Origin of the sequence: Amycolatopsis sp. cg5, assembly GCF_041346955.1 — a bacterium.
In the GTDB taxonomy this organism is placed as follows: Bacteria; Actinomycetota; Actinomycetes; order Mycobacteriales; family Pseudonocardiaceae; genus Amycolatopsis.
Genome location: NZ_CP166849.1, coordinates 965,203 through 982,820 on the forward strand (window position 1 = coordinate 965,203; position 17,618 = coordinate 982,820).

Consider the following 17,618-nt stretch of genomic DNA (forward strand, 5'->3'; position numbering starts at 1 on the left):
GCGGCAGACTACTCGATGGTAATTGAAAGTGGGAAAACCCTTTCACCGTCGCGCGGCGTGACGGCCAGACCGTCAGCCACTGGGGCAGGGGCAGAGATGCGCATCGTCGCCAGGCAGAACAGCAGGTTGGCCACGAGCAGTGGGAGCCAGCGGCACCGCACGCGCAGGGTGTTCTGCTTGCGTGCGGGCGCGGTGCGCGCGCCAGGGCCGTTGCCCGGCGGCAGATAGCCCAGATGCTCGGCTTGGCCCAGCGCGCTGACGACCGCGCGCAACCCGTCCAGTTCGCGGCGGCAGGCCGGGCAACGTCTCAAATGCGCTTCGAACGCGCCCGCGGCCTCGGCGTCCAGCACGCCGAGGCTGTATGCGGCCAATCCACGATGGCCCGGCCTCCGAATCCTCATCGTGACCCCAGCTCCCCCAGTGCCCGGCGCAACGTCCGCATCGCGTTGTACAACCGCGACTTGACGGTGCCCTCCGGCAGTCCCAGTATGATCGCCGCCTCACGCACAGTGCGGCCGGCGAAATAGGTCTCGAATACGACCGACTGGTGTTTGTGATCGAGATGGCGCAACGCGTCGGCGACGACCATCGCGGCCAATGTGCGATCCGTTTCGTCTGATGTCTCGGCAGTGTCCGGTGATTCGAGTTCTACTTCACGCGGACGGACCGAACGGTTACGCCAGCCGTCGATCACTATTCTGCGGGCAACGGTCAGTAACCAACCGCGTAACATTCCGGGTTCGCGGTTCAGATCGTCGGAATGCTGCCATGCGCGGATAAAAGTTTCCTGCACCACGTCCTCGGTCCACTGCCGGTCATTATTTGTCAGCCGGAGGACTTGTGCGAACAGCCGGTCGCGGAAGTCCTTGTACAGCAAGGACATGAGCTCTTCCTTGGGATCGTCGGGATCGTGCTGGGGGTGTTCCCGACTGAACCGTCACCCTCTGCCACTCACTGCTTCCATAAGGCCGCGACCTCCCGCGAGGTGAGAGAATGGGTGTCGCGAGCGTAGCGCAGAAGATCCGTGCGGGCTATATGTTGCCGCCGTCCACAAAATTTAACTCATGAGTACTATTTGATGTGATGCAGATCACATTTGTTACAGCCGTTAAGTCCTGAACCGGCTAGTCCGAGGCCGCGTACCTCCTTTTACGAGTCATTATGCGAAGGGACATCGGCAATGCTGTTCCGATCCGTGGCAAAGGGCGTGGTCATGGGCATGGGCATTGCGTTGACGCTGGCATGCGCCGCGTTAGCGGAATTCAGTAGGGCGGACGCGATGGAACTACGGTCGGCTGACCGGGATCTGCTGGTCGCCGTTCATCGCGCGGGTGTGTGGGAAGGCCAGGCGAGCGTCCTGGCCCAGCAGCACGGGAACACGGTCAGGGTGCGGGAAGTCGGCGCGGAGATCGTCCGCGACTACGACCGCCTCGATCCGATGGTGCGGTCACTGGCCGGGCGGCTCGGGGTCGCGCTGCCGGACACCGCGACCCGGGAACAGCAGGCGTGGACGGACGAGATCCGCGCCAGCGAGCCGGGGCAGCGGTTCGACCGTCTTTACGTCAACCGCCTGCGCGCCGCGCACGGCACACTTTTCGAACTCGCGTCCCAGGTGCGGGCCGCGACACTCGACGACGCGGTACGCGCGTTCGCGCAGACCGTGGTCGAAACCATGCTGCGCCAGCTGAACCTGCTCGAAAGCACCGGCATGGCCGAATCCGGTTCGCTCGTGCTGACCGCCGCCCGCGGCGGCAACACCCTCGGCGGCGCCGACTTCGTGCTCGCCGCCGTGCTGGTGGTCATCGCGGGTGCGGCGACGTTCCGCCTGATCCGCCTGCTCGGTTCCCCGAGCGGGAAGTGACGCCGATGCAGTCGTACCTTCTAGCGGCCGTGCCCTCGGCGCACGACAGCGGAATCCGTGAGATCGCCACGCTTTCGGGCCGGGTGGCGTATGTGACGATGAGCCTCACCCTGGTCTGGGGCGTGTTGACCGCGACCGGCTGGATCCGCCGGGTCACCGGGCATCACGCGCTGCGCAGCGGGCATCTGATGCTCGCCGCCTTCACCCTCGCGAGCGGGATGCTGCACGCGCTGACTTTCCTTTTCCTCGACGACGACACGCTGACCGTCCTGAAACTGCTCGTTCCCTTCGCGGGCGGCGGATACGCGCGGCACGCCTGCGCCATCGTCGGGTTCGAACTGTGCGTCGCCATCGCGATCGCCGCGGGCGTCCGGCGCGGACTCGCGTACCGCGGCTGGCGGCGCCTGCATCAGAGCGGGTACGCGGCCGTCGGCCTGCTGATGATCCATTCGTGGTTCGGGGCGATCGCCAACGGCCATTTGTCGGTGGTGTGGCTCGGCGGGATCACCGTTTCGGTCCCCGCGGTCATGGTGACCGTCCTGCGCTTCCTGCCGACGGCGCGTTTGGTCCGCCTCGGCCTCCTCCAGACGGATCCGGCCACGCTCGCGGTGCCCGCGGGCAGCGAAATCGTCCTGGTCAGCGTCGACGGTCATCGGTGCCACCGATACGGGATGTGCCAGGCCGAAGCCCCCGAGGTCTTCCAGCTGCAGGACGACCGGCGGCTGCTGTACCTGCGGCAGCCCGAATCCGCCCAGACCCAGCAGGTGCGGGCCGCGGCCAGAGCTTGCCCGATGCGTGCCATCCAACTCGAGGGAGCCACACCGTGACCGACCACACCGAGCAGATCGTCATCGTGGGTGCGGGCCCGGCCGGGCTCCGCGCCGCCGAACGCCTGCGGGAACTGGGTTTCGGCGGCAGGCTGATGATCATCGGCTCCGAGCCCGACATGCCCTATCACCGGCCGGCGCTGTCCAGGCAGCTCATCGCGGGCACCGCGACCCCGCCCGACGTCCGCTTGGCCGCGCCAGGTGACGTCGACGCCGTGTGGCGGTTCAACACCACCGCCGTGCACCTGCAACCCCGGCGTCGCGTCGTGCACCTGCCGGGAGCCGAAGAGGTCCGCTACGACGGGCTCGTCATCGCCACGGGCGTCGAATCCCGCCGGTTGCCCAGCGCGCCGTATGACCATCCGTGCGTTTTCGTGGTCCGGACGCTCGCCGACGCGATGGCGCTTCGGCACGGTTTGGCCGCCAGCGACGGCCCGGTCGCGGTGATCGGCGGCGGGTTCCTCGGCTGTGAGATCGCGTCGACCGTGCGCGAGCTCGGCCGGGAGGCGGTGATCGTCGGCCAGGCGCCGACGTTGCTCGGTGACACGCTCGGCCCCGAGGTCGGCAGACGGCTGACCTCGCTGCACGCCGATCACGGGGTCCGCCTCGCGCTCGGCACCTCGATCCGCCGCTGGCTGCCGGAGCGGCGCAGCCTCGGCATCCAGCTCGTCGACGGCAATCTGCTCGACGTCTCCTGTGCCGTCATCGCCGTCGGGACCGTCCCGTCAGTGTCCTGGCTGCGTGGTGCCGGGCTGCCCATCGCGGACGGCCTGGCCTGCGGCCCCACTTGCCACGTCGTCGGCACCGACAGCGTTGTCGCCGCCGGCGACGTGGCACAGTGGCCCAACCTGCGGTTCGGAAACGCGCCGCAGCGCGTCGAGCACTGGCTCAACGCGGTCGAAATGGGCTGCGCTGCGGCCGAAAGCCTGATGGCGGGGCCCCGCGCGGCACGACCGTTCGCGCCGGTCCCGCGGTTCTCGTCCGAGCAGCACGGTGTCCGGATCCAGGTCGCCGGCATGCCCGCGCTCGGCACCGACACCGTCGAGCTGAGCCCGCCCGAATCCGGCGACCGATCCGTGACCGGTTTCGTGCGCGACGGCCGCCTCGTCGGCGTCGTCTGCCTGAACAGCCCCGCCGCGATGCTCAGCTGGACGGCCGAAATCGCCGAGCAGAACCCCGTTTCCCGCGTCGAAAGGGAGAACAGCCGTGCGTCAGGCCAAACCCGTCATCGCCCTGCTGGCGGCGGTGCTCATCGCCGTCGCACTGATGTGGTGGCGGGGGGATGACCCGGTCGCGCCGATCGTGGTCGGCGGCCGGGCGGTCCAGGCGCCGGTGACCGAGCAACTGTCCCCGACCCCGCAGGCGCCGCCGCCGACCGGGAAACCGGTGCCGCCCGCGCCCGCGCGGATCGCCGCCGTGCGGCTGCCGACCTTGGGCAACGCCGTCGTCGACGGGGACGGCGCCGTGCTCTACCGATACGACAGGGACAGCGCGAAACCGCCGATGTCGGCCTGCGTCGACGCGTGCACCAGGACCTGGCCGCCTGTGCTGACCACGGGCACGCCGGTCGCGGTCGGCATCGATCAGAAATTGGTGGGCACCATCCCCCGTGCGGACGGCACCTGGCAGGTGACACTCGGCGGCTGGCCGTTGTACCGCAACGCGACGGCGTCGCCGGGCAAATGGAACGGGCAGGGCGTCAGCCTCGCCTGGTTCGCGGTCGGCCCGGACGGGAGCGAGAACCTGAACGGGCTGCCCGCGTCGCCGACCGGGTGACCCGGAACCGGCCTCGCGCCCCGCGCGGCACGGCGGCACGAACGCGACCTGTCCAACCGGTAACATTTCCCGGCGGACGAGTTGGCAGTGCGGTCGCGTGACGGGTAACCGTCTCGAGGAAAGTCCGGACTCCGCAGGGCAGGGTGGTTGTTAACGGCAACCCGGGGCGACCCGCGGGACAGTGCCACAGAAAACAGACCGCCCCCGTCTCCGGACGGGGGTAAGGGTGAAACGGTGGTGTAAGAGACCACCAGCACCCCGGGTGACCGGGGTGGCTAGGTAAACCCCACCCGGAGCAAGGCCAAGAGGGAGCGCGAGCTCCTGCGCAGGCGTTCGAGGACGGCCCGTCCGAGTCTGCGGGTAGGCCGCTAGAGCCTGCCGGCGACGGCAGGCCGAGATGGATGACCGCTCATCACGGTTCGCCGTGAGGACAGGATCCGGCTTACATGCCAACTCGTCCCTTTCACTGCCCGAATGGACCGGCCGGCCTGGCTACCGCGGGGTAGGGTCAGCCGTATGGGCGACCTCGCGTTCCGGCTGCACCGAGTACTCGATCCTCTGCACGCGATGATCTATTTCGCGCCCGAGACCGAGGACAAACTGACCGGAGCGGGCCTGCGGCCTGGCCGGATGTGCTACTTCGCCGGCCGTTCGGCCGCTTTCGGTGCCATCGGGGCGGGCGGCGTCGCGGCCACCTTCTACAACTTCAATCCCGAACTCGTCGCGCGCCACATTCCGCGCGCGTGGACGCTCGCGACGCCGGCCGACGTGCTCGCCGCGAGGCTGGACGCCGCCGACGTCGTGCTGCGCCGCCTGCTCGGCGACGACACCGTGGCGTCGGCGGAGGTCGCCGAAGCCGCGGAGCTCGCCCGCGAAGCCGCCGACGGCTGCACGCCGGAAGGCCGTCCGCTGTACGCGGCACACGCCGATCTCCCATATCCGGCGCGGCCGCACCTCGCGCTGTGGCACGCGATCACCCTGCTGCGTGAATTCCGCGGCGACGGGCACATCGCCGCGCTGGTCGAGCACGGGCTGAGCGGGCTCGGTGCGCTCGTCACGCACACGGCGACCGGCAAGGGCTTCCAGGCCGCGGCCGCCCGGCTGACCCGCGGCTGGTCCGACGAGCAGTGGGAAGCCGAGGTGGCCGCACTCGCCGACCGCGGGCTCATGGACGCCGAAGGCGAACTCACGGGCAAGGGGCAGGAGCTTCGCGCCGACATCGAGCGCGTCACCAACCAAGCGGCGCTCGGCCCATGGACGCGCCTGGGCGCGGACAAGACGGAACGGCTCCACGACCTCGGCCGTGAACTCAGCCGGACCGCGGTCTCGGCGGGCGCGTTCCCGTCGGGCGTGTTCGCCGCGGGCGCCGGGCGCGGCTAACCGCCGCGAAGTCCGTTTCTGAAACGCTGACCGCTTCAGAAACGCCGCGCGCAACCCGCCGGAGAGTTGATAGGTCGCTCACACGGTCAGGGGGCATTCCCGATCGCCGGAACATCCAAACGCTTCGAAAACCCGCCGTTCGGGTCACCGAGCGTCTCGAATGAGCCGTCATTGTCACGGACCGTTGATCACCTGCGGAGCGGCTGGTCCCTGGCGCGCTTACACAAAGGACTCGCCGATTGCGGCCGAACAGGGCATGTCACACTGTTCGCGGCTTCATCTCGCCCGAAAACCCTCTACCCACAGTGACCAAAACGCTCCCTTGTGGGTGAGTTCCTCCACGCACTGCGAAATCCGGGCGATGGGGGTTAATCCTGAGGGCCCTTGCCGTGATGATGGAGTGCGGACATCCCGGTCGAGCCGAGAGCCGGGCCCAGATCGACATATCTACAGAGAGCGCTTTGACCACTACGCCTCGTGACGCCATGATGTGCACGAAGCACCATGAAGAACCAAGCGGGGCCCACCGGCAGATCGCGACCAAGCGACCAAGCTCCGCGCACCGGGAGTAAGCGATGACCACCTTGACCACCTTCGAGACGCTGGCCGCCGGCGAGCTGGGGACCGGCAACGTCCGCAGCTGGCTGATCGACAACATCATTCCCCTGGTGCTACTCGCCGTCGCGCTCCTCCTGCTCTGGCTGGGCGGCGGCAAGGGCGACAACGCGGGTGTCATGCGCCGCCTCGCCGGTGTGGTGATCGCGCTCGCGATCATCGGGCTCGCCGTCAGTGGTGCCGGGGTCAACGTGGGCCAGTGGATCGCTGGCCTCTTCACCGGCTGAGGCGCCGGCAGTGCGCATCCGGACAGATGACGAGGTCTATCGGGTCGACGCCGTCTGGCTGGGACCTCCCAAAGCGACCTTTCCCTGGCGCGCCCGCTACGTGGCGTGGCTCATCGGCATACCCATCTTCCTGGTCGTGCTCACCGTGCAGCGGTGGGCGGGCATCAGTTTCGGATTCTTCTCGACCGCGTGGGGCTTCGTGATCACGATCGTGATCACGCGGTTCATCACCGCCAAGATCAGCCACGAGCGCCCGCTCGGCGCCGTGGCCGCCATGTGGGCGCGCGAACTCGGCGCCCCGCGTGAGCGCACCACGGGGACCGGCGGCGCGGTCAGCGCCAGCCGCGTCCGGGTACGGGCCGAGCGCCCGCTGCCCAAGCACAAACGCCGGAAACGGCGCGCGCGGCAGCAACACAGTTATAAAGGGAAGGGTTCGGCTGGAGGCGCCGCTCTCAAGGAGCACGGTTTCAGCGGACCCACGCACCACGGAGCGCAGGGCACACCACGAGCGCGCCGGAGCCGCAGCAACGCTCCGGCCGGGAGGTAGTCGTTGTTCGGTCGCGGCGGAAGCCGAGGTAAACGGGAACAAGACCTGCACAACGGGTGGCAGACCCCGCAGCAGGTCCGTTCCGCGCAGGCCAAGCAGGCCGGTCGCAAGGGCAGGCGCCTGCCCGGCGAACAGGCGATACCTACCTATACCCCGTCGATCGCCGCGCGAAGCATCGACGGGCACCTGTTACGCACCGGTTATGAGGTGTACGCGTGGTACCGGCTCGCGCCGCAGCGCTGGTCGTTCCGCTCGGACTCGCAGCGGCGCGACCTGATCGCCGCGATCGCGGGCCAGTACGCCGAACTGCAGGGCCGCTGGCTGCACCTGCGGGTGACCAACCGGCCCTATCCGATCCGCATGTGGGCCGAAGCGCACGTCCACAACGCCGTCAACCGGCCGCAGGACATCCCCGGCGCGCTGAGCTTCGACGACTACCTCATCGGTGAGCAGCAGCAGCTCATGGGCCGCTCGATGGCCGAAAAAGAGGTCTACATCGGCGTTCAGGTCCAAACGCGCCGGATGGTGGACCGAGCGGTCGAGCGCGCCGCGCCGGTGCTGCGCAAGATCCTGCCGGAGGCGGTCGACGCGGAGCTGACCGCGCTGGACTCCGAGGTCGAGCACCTCGACCAGGTGATCGGCTCGGCAGGCCTCGAAGGCAGGCCCGCGCACGCCGACGAGATGTCCTGGCTGATGCACCGTTCGTGCTCGCTGGGCCTGCCGGCGCCCCGCAACATGCCCGCCGTGCCCGGTGCGGCCTGGGAGCCGGAAGACCTCGCCAGCTTCACGGACGCGGCCGACTTCCACGCCGACCCGTACGCGCCCACGGTGACCGTTCGCGGCCGCACGGGGTCCAATGCCGGTGTTTCGCGGCATCTCGCGGTGCTCACGGTCGGGCAGATGCACGGATTGCAGATCCCCGAGGTCGACGACCCGTGGATCCAGCACGCCGACCGGCTCCCGGCTTCGGTCGAGGTCTCGGCGCGTATCTACGTCCGGCGGCCGGAAGAGGTCGCCGGTGAGCTGCAGCGCCAGATGAACAAGGTGCGTTCGCAGGTCAAGCACTACACCGACGAGCACGAGCTCGAGCCGCCGCAATCGCTTGCGCGCCAGGCCGGGCGGGTGCTCGAGATCGACGACGAGATGACGTCGGGCTTCACCGCGCTCGCGACGCGCGTGCGGTCGTGGTGGCGGCTCGCGGTGTCCGGCCCGACCGAGCGCGACGCGCTCAAGCTGGCCCAGCAGCTGCTGGACCTGTACAAGCCGAAGATCGCGATCGAGCATCCCGAAGCGCAGTACGCGATGGCGCGCGAGTTCATCCCCGGCGAGCCGCTCGCGTCGGCCGCGTACATGCGGCGCGGCAGTGTCGTGTGGGCGTCGTCCGCGGTGCCGACGGCGACCGCGGAGGTCGGCGACCGCCGCGGCATCCTGCTCGGCGAGACCTGCACCGCGACCCGGCGCCCGGTGGCCTGGGACCCGTGGATGGCGCAGGAGATCCGCGACGGCTCCGGCCTGACGGCGATGGTCGCCGGTCTCGGTGGCGGTAAGTCGTTCCTCGGCGGCGGCATCGTCTACAAGACGCTGCGCGCCGGCGCGCACTGGACGATCCTCGACCCGTCCGGCCCGTTGTCGCGGCTGTGTGATTTGCCCGAGATTCGCCCGTACGCGCGTCCTATCAACCTGCTCAACGCCCAGCCCGGCATCCTCAATCCGTATCGCGTGGTCGCCGAGCCGCTGCTCGAGCACTTCATGGACGAGGACGACCCGGAGCGGTCCTGGCGCCGGGAGAAGGCGCTCGCGGGCGCCACGCGCAGGCGTCTCGTACTTGACGTACTGACCGGTGTGCTCCCGTACGAGGTCTCGCGGATGGCCCAGACTCGGATCGTGCTCCTGCGTGCGGTCCGTGCGGTCGGCGGGCGCTTCGACGCCGACCCTGGGCAGGTCATCGACGCGCTGCGCCGTGACTCCAGCGAGCACCATGAGCACGCGGTCGTCGTCGCGGACTTCTTGGACGAAATGCGCGAGCGCATGGCGCTGCTCATCCCGGAGACCGACGCGGATCCGTATTCGGAGACGCGGGATGACCGAATGACCGTGCTCACCATGGCCGGTTTGACGCTGCCCAAGGACGGCGTGCCGCGCGAGTACTGGACGGACGCGGAGTCGCTCGGCGTCGAGATGCTGAACCTCGCGGCCTGGCTGACCCAGCGTTCGGTCTACGAGAAGCCGAAGGAACTGCGCAAGGGCGTCTGGATCGACGAGGCGTTCTTCCTGTCCGAGGTCCCGACGGGACGCGTGCTGATGAACCGCTTCGCGCGTGACTCGCGTAAGTGGAACGTCCGCGTGCTGCTGTCTTCGCAGATCCCGGCCGACTTCCTCAAGATCCAAGGTTTCGTCGCGCTGCTCGACTCGGTCTTCGTGGGCCGTCTCGACGACGACGACGCCCAGGCCGACGCGTTGCGCCTGCTCAAGGTCCCCGTCGGGGTCGGCTACGAGCAGGTCATCGCCGCACTCGGCCGACGGCCAGGCGGTCAGCGCGGACTCGAGCGCGACACCGAACCCCGTCAGTTCGTCTTCGGCGACGGCGCGGGCGGTGTCGAGCGGATCCGCGTCGACTTCTCCGGTCCCCATCTGGAACACCTGCGCGGCGTCATGGACACGACCCCCGGGTCGTCGTCCGCCGAGTCGAGGCCGCAGCCGGGCACGGCGCTCGTTCCCACGGACGAGACCAAGCCGTACGTTCCTGTTCCCCCCGAAGACGACGAGCTCGAGCCCGATCTCGAGCTGGCCGCCGAGTTGGAGGTCGGGTTGACCGAGGAGCAATTGCTGGGCGGCATGAACAACGCCGTCGACAAACCGGCGGGGGAGAACGGCGGCGGACAGCACGCCCGCGCCGGCAAGGGCGGAACCGGCAGGGACGCGGCATGACGCTGCTGACCCTGGCGGCCGTGCTCGCGTGCGCGGCCGGCTGGCACAAGCTGCGCAAGCGGCTGAAGAACGGGCCGACCGGGCGCACCCGGCCGACCAAGCTGGCGACCGTGCTCATGGTCGCCGGCATCCTCGGGCTGCAGGTGACCATGACCGCGCCGCCCGCGATGGCCGCGCAGTGCGGCGAGGCGCCGAACCCGGAGCGTCCCGGCGCCGGCATGGTCGGCGCGCTCGACCCGCCCAAGGGGCACGGGCTCAAGGACAGCATCTACATCGATTACAGCTACGCGGGCATGGTCTGGAACACCTTCCAGACCGACTGCGGGCCGCTCGCCGGGCTGAACTCGCCCGACTCGACGATCGACACCTGGGCGGGCAACCAGCTCTTCAACATCGGCAAGAACCTCGTGGGCGCGACGAACTCGCTGCACTACACGGTGCTCAACGGTGGCCTGCTGAACCCGATCTACAGCGCCGTCAAGACGGGCGCCGAAAAGGTCTACAACAACATCTACGCCCAGCTTTTCGGGCTGGTCGCGCTGTTGCTGTCGATCATGATGTTCCGCAACATCTGGCGAGGTGACCTCGCCGCGGTCAGCAAACGCGCGCTCTACGCGCTGGCCGCGGTATGGCTCGCCGCGTCGTCGCTGGCGCTGCTGCGCTACATCGACCCGATCGATCACGCGATCGTGCAGACCACGACGAACATCCACGCGGGCTTCATCGACGAGTCGAAGGACGAACTCGACGTCGAAGTGCTGCCGACGGACCTGCACACGCAAGTCGTCTACAACAACTGGAAACGCGGTGAGTTCGGCGCGGCCGACGCGCCGCAGGCCGAGCAGTACGGCAAGGCGCTGGTGGACGCGCAGGCGTTCACCCGCAATCAGCTCGAAGCCGGTGACGACGCCAATCAGCAGGTGATCGATGCCAAGAAGGCCGCGTACAAGGACATCTCCACCAAGCTCGGCCCGTCGACCGGGTACTTCACCGGCGAGGACGGCAGCCGGACCGGCGCCGGTTTCCTCGCGCTGGGCCAGGGCCTCGTGTATTCGCTGTTCCAGCTGCTGGCGAAGGCGTCCGTGCTGCTGGCGCAGGTCCTGATCCGGCTGTTCACGCTGACCGCGCCGCTGATCGGCCTGGTGGCGCTGCTGCACCCGGAGATCCTGCGCCGCGTGCTCAAGGTCGCCGGCGCCGTCGCGTTCAACCTGGTCGTGCTCTCGGTGCTGGCCGGCGTGCACGCGCTGCTGCTGAAGGCGATCTTCGAAGCGGGCAACTCGCTGTCGATGCTGACGCAGATGGTGCTGGCCGGAATGGTCACCGTGCTGCTGTTCATGGTCGGCCGCCCGGTGCGGCGGCTGTGGCAAATGGTCGACATGTCGGCGCGAATGGTCGGCAACGCGGTCCCGTCGCCCAGCGGGGGGATCTTCTCCCGGTTCCGCAAGAACCAGGGCCCGACCCCGCAGGACGAGTTCTGGAAGAACATCCGCGACACCGACGACGTCGTCGACGGCGACGCGCGCGGTCCGATCGGCGCGATCTCCGGTGGTGGCCGGTTCCGGCCGGAGGCGACGATCTTCGCCGCCTCGCAGCGGCTCGACTCGCCAGGTGCCCGGCCGGCCGCGGCCTGGTCAGGCGCGTCGTGGCCGGGTGCGATCGACGGCGGCGGGGACCGTCCGGCGCTGCCGGCGGGCGGTGGCGGGGCCGGCGTGTTCAGCAACTACGGACCCGGCGGGAACGAGCCGGGCGACTTCATCTACCCGCCGAACGGGCGCAAGCCGGTCCGCGCGAGCAGGCGCGTCGACACGTCGCCGGTGTTCGATCGCCGGTGGAGTGACGAACCCGAGCCGGTGGTGGTGCCGTCCAGGCTTTCCGCGGGTGGCGGGCAGGCCGACTTCACCTCGCCCGAGTACAACTCGCCGGTGCGGACGTCGCCGATCCCGCAGCCGAGGCGCGTCGACCCCGAGGTCGTCGCCGGGAAACCGGTGTTCGTGCTCTACCGGCCGTCGCGCGGGATCGAGGTGCGCGAGGACGTTCGCGACACCGATCACCTGATGGGCAGGTAACCGATGCCCATTCGCACCAACCGCGGCCGCGCCGCGGTCTACCGGAGACTGTGGGGTTTCCCGCTGCGCTCGCCGAAGCACCTGGTCGGCACGCTCATCGTGGTCGCCGCGGTGCTGACCACGCTCGGCATCGTGCTGCCGAAGGTCTTCGACAGGCCCAACCCGACGCTGACCGCGATCCAGCCGTCGACGACCCGGACCACGTCGTCGCACCCGGGTAGCGGGCCGGGCGCGCCGCCGCCCGTCTCCGCCACGACGACCACCCCGCCGCCGCAGACGCGGCTTTCGGGTTCGCAGACCACCCCGACGCCGTCCGCGCCGAACGCGGACGCGGTCCGCGTCGCGAAGGAATGGGCGAACGCCTGGGTACGGCACCCGGCGGGCACCACCCAGGAGCAGTGGCTCGACGGGATGCGGGCTTACACGACCGAGGAGTTCTTCGCCGCGAAGCTGACGACCGTTCCGGTCGAAAGCGTCGCGGGGAACCAGGTCACCGGTGAGCCCCAGGTCGTCAGCTCGTTCACCAGCTCACTGCTGGTCACGGTCCCCACCGACGGTCCGAAACTCAGCATCACCCTGGTCGTGACCAACGCGGGGTGGCGGGTTTCGGAATACGACAAGGCGAGCTGATCGCCATGCGCGTCGGAGTCGTGGCGACCGTGCTGGCGGGCATCGGCCTGGCGGCCGTGCTGACCATCGGCACCGTCGTCAAGGTCGTCACCGACCAGCAGCAGGCGGCGCAGGCGCAACGGGTCATGAACGTCAGCTGTGACGCCTCGCTCGGCCCGACCCAGCCCGGAACCGGCGACCAGGGATCGGTCGACGCGGCCAAACTCGACGACGAGCAGCGCAGCATCGTCACCTCGATCATCGCCATCGGCAAGCAGCGCGAACTCGCGCCCCGCGCGTGGCAGGTGGCGATCCAGGCGGGCATGACCGAGTCCGGGCTGCACAACCTCACCTACGGCGACCGCGACTCGCTGGGCATCTTCCAGATGCGCCCGTCGATGGGCTGGGGCTCCGTCGCGCAGGTCACGAACGTCGAATACGAGATCAACAAGTTCTACGACGTGCTGCTCGCCGTCCCGGACTGGCAGAACAAGCGGCCAGGCGACGCCGCGCAGGCCGTCGAGCGGTCTGGCTTCCCCGATCGGTACCACAAGTGGGAGCCGATGGCGGCCGCGCTGGTCGAGGGCCTCGGCGCCGTCGTCAACGTGAGCGGCTGCGGCCAGGGCATGGGCGCGCTGTTGCCCGCGAGCGAAGCCGCCGCGCAGGCCATCAAGTTCGCGCTCGGCGAGCAGGGCAAGCCCTATGTGTGGGGCGCCACCGGGCCCAATTCCTACGACTGCTCCGGCTTGATGCTGCGGGCGTACGAGTCGGCCGGGATCATCCTGCCGCGGGTTTCCAAGGACCAGTACCGGGCGGGCGGGATGATCCCCGTCCGCGAGGCGCAGCCCGGTGACCTGCTGTTCCTGGCCAACGACCCGTCGAACCCGGCGACCATCCACCACGTGATGATGTATCTCGGCGACAACAAGATCGTCGAAGCGCAGCAGACCGGCGTGCCGGTACACACCCGGGCGTTTTCCTTCGACGAGAAGGAACTCGTCGGGCAGGCAGTGCGGCCCGGCGTCTAGCATCGGGAACGTGGCCAAGCGATTCGGGAAGCGCAAGTCGTCTTCGGGCAAGCCCGAGGACGACCCGAGGGACCTGTTCGGGTCCTCCGGCCTGCCCCGGCACGCCGGCCGCCCCGCGTCCAGCACCCCGCTCGCCGACCAGTTGAGCCGTGGCTACCCCGGCGTCGACGCCGGATACGTCGTGATCCCGCGGTCGATCGCCGAGGGCATGTCGCTGCCATGGCAGCAGCAGATGGCGGCGCTGCTCGCGCAGTTCCACCAGGAGCACGCCCGGCTGAACTGGCCGATCTACAAGGTGGTGCCGTCGCGGTACGAAAACCTCGTCGACCTCGACGAGGAACAGCTCGCCGAAGCCGGATACATCGTCGAGATCGACACCGAAGGCGAGATGGTCTACCGCGAGCGCAGCGGCCGCAAGGTCGAGGACCCGCAGTCGACCACGGTGCTCGTGTCCTGCCTCGACCCGATCCCGAAGCCGTCGCAGCCCAGACAGGCGCCGCCGGTCCAGCAACCGGTGCAGCAGCAGCCGGTGCGCCCGCCGTCGACGGGAGAGCCGCCGCGCGCGCCCGCACCGATGAACATCGGCCCGGCGCCGGTGTGGCGGACGGTCACGCCGCAGCCCGCGCAGACGCAGGTCCCGCCGTTGCCGCCGCAAGCGATCGCGAATCCGGTGCCGCCTCCTCCCGCTCCCGCTCAACCGGCGCAGACGGGACAGCCCGCGCACGGGACCCCGTCCGCGCAGTCGTCGGGCGCGCACGCGGCTCCGGCGACTGCTTCGCTCAACCCGGCGACGGGTCCGGTCACTCCTGTGTCGACGACACCCGTCAATCCGGCGCCGGTCACGCCGCCGCGTGGCACACCGGCGACGCCTTCGGTCCCGGCGGCGTCGCACTCGGTCACCCAGTCGCCGATCACCCAGCCACCGATCACGCCTTCGTCGGTCACGCCGCCGATCGCGCCGCAGTCGGTCGTCCAGCCGCCGGTCACGCCACCGAGGGGTACGCCGTCGGTGAATTCGGTCCCGGTCGCGCCGCAGCCGGTCATCCAGCAGCCGGTCGCGCAGTCGCCGGTCGGCCAGCCGCAGATTTCACAACCGCAGGTTTCGAAGCCGCCTTTGCCGCAGCCGTCGTCGTCCGCGTCGCGTGCGCAGCCCGCACCGCCGTTGCCACAGCCGACATCTCCGCCACCGTCGCAGCCAGCACCGTCGCAGATCCAGCAGCAGCCGCCGGTCTCGCACCAAGCGCCGGTCGCACCGCCCCCGCAACCGCAGGTCGCGCCCCCGATGCCGGCGCCCAACCAGGTCTCGCCTGGTCACGCCGCGTTGGGGCAGGCGCCGCCCGCTCAGGTCCCGCCTGTGGTGCCGCCGCCTCCCCGGCCGGTGCCGCCCGAGCACGATTCGCCGCCGACGCCGCCGTCGGGTATCCGGGCGGATCGTGGCTGGTTCGACGAGATGGGCGAGCCGGACGCGCCCGTCGAAGGCGGCGAATTCGGTCCGACGGGCGATCCGACGGAGATCCCGTACCGATACCGTAAATAGCCATGGACGTCACCTGGCACGCCGGCTGGCCGTCGCCCAAGCACGACACGGCGCCGGAAATCCAGGTGCACGCTTACGACGAGCGCACCTACATCCTGCGGCAGAACAAGTCGGTGCACTACGAGGCCCCGTTCCTGTTCCTGCTGCTCGGCGACGATCGCGCGTTGCTCCTGGACACCGGCGCGACGCCGGAGCCCGGCTACTTCCCGTTGCGCGGCCTCGTCGACGAGTTGATCGCGGCAAGCCATCCCGAGCCTGGCTACGGCCTCGTCGTGGCGCACACGCACGGGCATGGCGATCACGTCGCCGGCGACGGCCAGTTCGACGGCCGAGACGACACGGTGATCGTCGGATCGGGGCTCGACGAGGTCGTCGAGTTCTACGGTTTCCCGGAGTGGCCGTCCGGGCTGGCGGAACTCGACCTGGGCGGGCGGATCGTCGACGTCATCCCGGGTCCCGGGCACGAGTCCGCGGCCACGGTGTTCTACGACCGCGCTACCGGCCTGCTCTTCACCGGCGATTCGCTGTATCCGGGGCGGCTGTACGTCTTCGACTGGCCCGCGTTCGTCGCGACCGTCGACCGCTTGGCTGAGTTCTGCGCGACGCGGGAGATCACGCACGTGCTGGGCTGCCACATCGAGATGGCGGGCGAGCCTGGCAAGGACTATCCGCGCGGCACGACCTATCAGCCGGACGAGCCGCCGCTGGAACTCGGCGTCGATCATGTGCACCAGTTGCAGCGAGCACTGGCGAAGATCGATGGCGCGCAAGGCTTTCACCGGTTCGACGACTTCATCGTCCAGGTCTTTTAGGACCGTTCGAGTCTGTCCGTTCGCCGTCGAGCACGTCTTCGGCGCCGAAGTCCGGCATGACCGTTCAGCGTGACAGCGGGTCCATTCGGTGTCACGCTCTTTTCATGGCTATCGACAACGACCCGAACCCGGACGAGGGCTGGTACTTCAACACCCGGACCAACCAGGTCGAACACCATGACCGCGGCCGGAGCATCGACCTGCTCGGTCCCTACCCGGACGAAGCCACCGCGCGTCAGGCGTTGAAGATCGCCCACGAGCGCACCCGACAAGCCGACGCCGAAGACTCCGCCTGGAACGATTAGGGCGACCGAATAGACGCCCTTGCCGCTCGCCTGGTCTCGAAAATTACGTCGTGACCAGGCGAGACGGCTCGGAAGTCAGTTGCGCGCCAACGCCGGGCCCAGCACGAAGTCGGGGTCGACCTGCGCGGCCAGGTCCGAGCCCGCTCGGTCGCTGCCCCACGCGGCGGCGTTGCGCAGGTGGAACTCGACGCCCTGCTGCTGGTACCGGGCCCAGTCGCGGTCCACCGAGTCCACAGTGGACAGCATGGACGCCAGCGTCGCCAGGTTGTGCACTTCGAGTTCGCCGATCGGCCGGGCGCGGCCACGCTCGGCCGCGCGGACGTGCCCGGAGGCCTGCATCCAGCCGAGCAGGTCCGGGCCGATCTCGGTGCTCAGGAATTCCACGTCATCGGCGTCGGTGACCTTGTTCCCGACGACCACCAGCCGCACGCCGAAGTCACGCGCGTAGTCCGCGTACTGCCGATAGACGCCGAGGCTGCGCAACGTCGGCTCGCAGACGAGGAACGTCACGTCGAACCGCGTGAACAGCCCGGAAGCGAAAGCGTCCGCGCCCGCGGTCATGTCCATCACCACGTACTCGCCCGCGCCGTCGATCATGTGGTTGAGCAGCAGCTCGGCCGCCCCGACCTTCGAGTGGTAGCAGGCGACGCCGAGGTCGGACTCCTCGAACTGGCCCGTCACCGCGAGCCGGATGCCGCCGACCTGGCGGAAGCAGGCTGCGGCGATCGGGTTGTCGTCGAACGGCCGGACCAGCCGCGAACCGCGCCCCGGCGGGGTGGTCTTGATCATCGACGCGGTGTCGGTGATGCGTGGATTGTCGCCGCGCAGGTATTCCTTGATCAGGCTCATGTGCTCGCCGAGCGTCGGCAGCGCGTGTGCCTCGTCCTGGCTCGCGCCGAGCGCGACGGCCAGGTGCTGGTTGATGTCCGCGTCGATCGCGAGCACGGGGCGGTCCGCGTCGGCGAGGTAGCCGGTGAACAGCGACGCCAGCGTGGTCTTGCCGCTGCCGCCCTTGCCGACGAACGCGATCTTCACTCGAACACCTTTCCGAAGATGATTCCGGTTTTCATTATTGGCCCTCGCAACGTACACCCGACTGG

Annotated in this window: 16 protein-coding genes, 1 other RNA gene and 1 pseudogene; 15 read left to right on the forward strand and 3 right to left on the reverse strand. The window is 69.2% G+C overall.

All coding sequences use genetic code 11. The features are described from left to right. Positions 1–8: 8 nt before the first annotated feature. Positions 9–401, reverse strand: coding sequence for a zf-HC2 domain-containing protein (locus AB5J62_RS04855; protein WP_370946904.1), 393 nt, complete (start codon positions 399–401; stop codon positions 9–11). Further along, positions 398–907: pseudogene (locus tag AB5J62_RS04860) on the reverse strand (sigma-70 family RNA polymerase sigma factor); the annotation flags it as partial. The gene AB5J62_RS04855 and the pseudogene AB5J62_RS04860, both read right to left, overlap by 4 nt. A 372-nt stretch (positions 908–1,279) precedes the next feature. On the opposite strand from AB5J62_RS04860, the gene AB5J62_RS04865 reads away from it, so the two are divergent. From AB5J62_RS04865 to AB5J62_RS04935, 15 genes are all read left to right on the forward strand, one after another. Next, positions 1,280–1,861: a DUF4142 domain-containing protein gene (locus AB5J62_RS04865; protein WP_370946905.1), complete on the forward strand. Its 582-nt coding sequence runs from the start codon at positions 1,280–1,282 to the stop codon at positions 1,859–1,861. A gap of 5 nt (positions 1,862–1,866) precedes the next feature. After that, positions 1,867–2,688 (forward strand): ferredoxin, encoded by an 822-nt coding sequence (locus AB5J62_RS04870; protein ID WP_370946906.1) that lies wholly within the window; start codon positions 1,867–1,869, stop codon positions 2,686–2,688. Beyond that, positions 2,685–3,974 (forward strand): NAD(P)/FAD-dependent oxidoreductase, encoded by a 1,290-nt coding sequence (locus AB5J62_RS04875; RefSeq protein WP_370946907.1) that lies wholly within the window; start codon positions 2,685–2,687, stop codon positions 3,972–3,974. Before AB5J62_RS04870 ends, AB5J62_RS04875 begins: the two co-directional genes overlap by 4 nt. Continuing rightward, positions 3,895–4,464 (forward strand): hypothetical protein, encoded by a 570-nt coding sequence (locus tag AB5J62_RS04880; protein WP_370946908.1) that lies wholly within the window; start codon positions 3,895–3,897, stop codon positions 4,462–4,464. Before AB5J62_RS04875 ends, AB5J62_RS04880 begins: the two co-directional genes overlap by 80 nt. Before the next feature lie 77 nt (positions 4,465–4,541). Next, positions 4,542–4,925, forward strand: an RNA gene (gene rnpB / locus AB5J62_RS04885) — RNase P RNA component class A. Positions 4,926–4,980: 55 nt separating this feature from the next. Continuing rightward, positions 4,981–5,844 (forward strand): hypothetical protein, encoded by an 864-nt coding sequence (locus tag AB5J62_RS04890; RefSeq protein WP_370946909.1) that lies wholly within the window; start codon positions 4,981–4,983, stop codon positions 5,842–5,844. 575 nt (positions 5,845–6,419) lie between these two features. Then, the gene (locus AB5J62_RS04895; RefSeq protein WP_091299241.1) at positions 6,420–6,686 is read left to right on the forward strand and encodes a hypothetical protein; all 267 of its coding nucleotides are present in this window, start codon (positions 6,420–6,422) and stop codon (positions 6,684–6,686) included. A gap of 10 nt (positions 6,687–6,696) precedes the next feature. After that, positions 6,697–7,233 (forward strand): hypothetical protein, encoded by a 537-nt coding sequence (locus AB5J62_RS04900; protein WP_370946910.1) that lies wholly within the window; start codon positions 6,697–6,699, stop codon positions 7,231–7,233. Positions 7,234–7,236: 3 nt separating this feature from the next. Then, positions 7,237–10,161, forward strand: coding sequence for an ATP-binding protein (locus tag AB5J62_RS04905; RefSeq protein ID WP_370946911.1), 2,925 nt, complete (start codon positions 7,237–7,239; stop codon positions 10,159–10,161). Continuing rightward, on the forward strand, positions 10,158–12,227 hold the full coding sequence (locus AB5J62_RS04910) for a magnesium transporter (protein ID WP_370946912.1): 2,070 nt from the start codon (positions 10,158–10,160) through the stop codon (positions 12,225–12,227). The genes AB5J62_RS04905 and AB5J62_RS04910 overlap by 4 nt, the downstream gene beginning before the upstream one ends. A 3-nt stretch (positions 12,228–12,230) precedes the next feature. After that, positions 12,231–12,857 carry a hypothetical protein gene (locus AB5J62_RS04915; RefSeq protein ID WP_370946913.1) on the forward strand — a complete coding sequence of 209 codons (627 nt, stop codon included), beginning with the start codon at positions 12,231–12,233 and terminating at the stop codon, positions 12,855–12,857. 5 nt (positions 12,858–12,862) lie between these two features. Next, on the forward strand, positions 12,863–13,864 hold the full coding sequence (locus AB5J62_RS04920; RefSeq protein WP_370946914.1) for a C40 family peptidase: 1,002 nt from the start codon (positions 12,863–12,865) through the stop codon (positions 13,862–13,864). Between the two features lie 10 nt (positions 13,865–13,874). Continuing rightward, a complete protein-coding gene (locus AB5J62_RS04925) occupies positions 13,875–15,401 on the forward strand; it encodes a hypothetical protein (protein ID WP_370946915.1) in 1,527 nt (508 codons plus the stop codon). A gap of 2 nt (positions 15,402–15,403) precedes the next feature. Then, positions 15,404–16,213, forward strand: a complete 810-nt coding sequence (locus tag AB5J62_RS04930) for an MBL fold metallo-hydrolase (RefSeq protein WP_370946916.1) — start codon at positions 15,404–15,406, stop codon at positions 16,211–16,213. Positions 16,214–16,323: 110 nt separating this feature from the next. Further along, a complete protein-coding gene (locus AB5J62_RS04935) occupies positions 16,324–16,518 on the forward strand; it encodes a hypothetical protein (protein ID WP_370950185.1) in 195 nt (64 codons plus the stop codon). 75 nt (positions 16,519–16,593) lie between these two features. Here AB5J62_RS04935 and AB5J62_RS04940 read toward each other — a convergent pair whose 3' ends face one another. After that, positions 16,594–17,553 (reverse strand): ATP-binding protein, encoded by a 960-nt coding sequence (locus AB5J62_RS04940; RefSeq protein WP_370946917.1) that lies wholly within the window; start codon positions 17,551–17,553, stop codon positions 16,594–16,596. Positions 17,554–17,618 lie beyond the last annotated feature (65 nt).

Excerpts from the sequence above, each read along its gene's own strand:
- AB5J62_RS04855 (WP_370946904.1), bottom strand. The coding sequence starts at position 401 with ATGAGGATTCGGAGGCCGGGCCATCGTGGATTGGCCGCATACAGCCTC.
- AB5J62_RS04865 (WP_370946905.1), top strand. The coding sequence starts at position 1,280 with ATGGAACTACGGTCGGCTGACCGGGATCTGCTGGTCGCCGTTCATCGC.
- AB5J62_RS04870 (WP_370946906.1), top strand. The coding sequence starts at position 1,867 with ATGCAGTCGTACCTTCTAGCGGCCGTGCCCTCGGCGCACGACAGCGGA.
- AB5J62_RS04890 (WP_370946909.1), top strand. The coding sequence starts at position 4,981 with ATGGGCGACCTCGCGTTCCGGCTGCACCGAGTACTCGATCCTCTGCAC.
- AB5J62_RS04895 (WP_091299241.1), top strand. The coding sequence starts at position 6,420 with ATGACCACCTTGACCACCTTCGAGACGCTGGCCGCCGGCGAGCTGGGG.
- AB5J62_RS04910 (WP_370946912.1), top strand. The coding sequence starts at position 10,158 with ATGACGCTGCTGACCCTGGCGGCCGTGCTCGCGTGCGCGGCCGGCTGG.
- AB5J62_RS04915 (WP_370946913.1), top strand. The coding sequence starts at position 12,231 with ATGCCCATTCGCACCAACCGCGGCCGCGCCGCGGTCTACCGGAGACTG.
- AB5J62_RS04920 (WP_370946914.1), top strand. The coding sequence starts at position 12,863 with ATGCGCGTCGGAGTCGTGGCGACCGTGCTGGCGGGCATCGGCCTGGCG.
- AB5J62_RS04930 (WP_370946916.1), top strand. The coding sequence starts at position 15,404 with ATGGACGTCACCTGGCACGCCGGCTGGCCGTCGCCCAAGCACGACACG.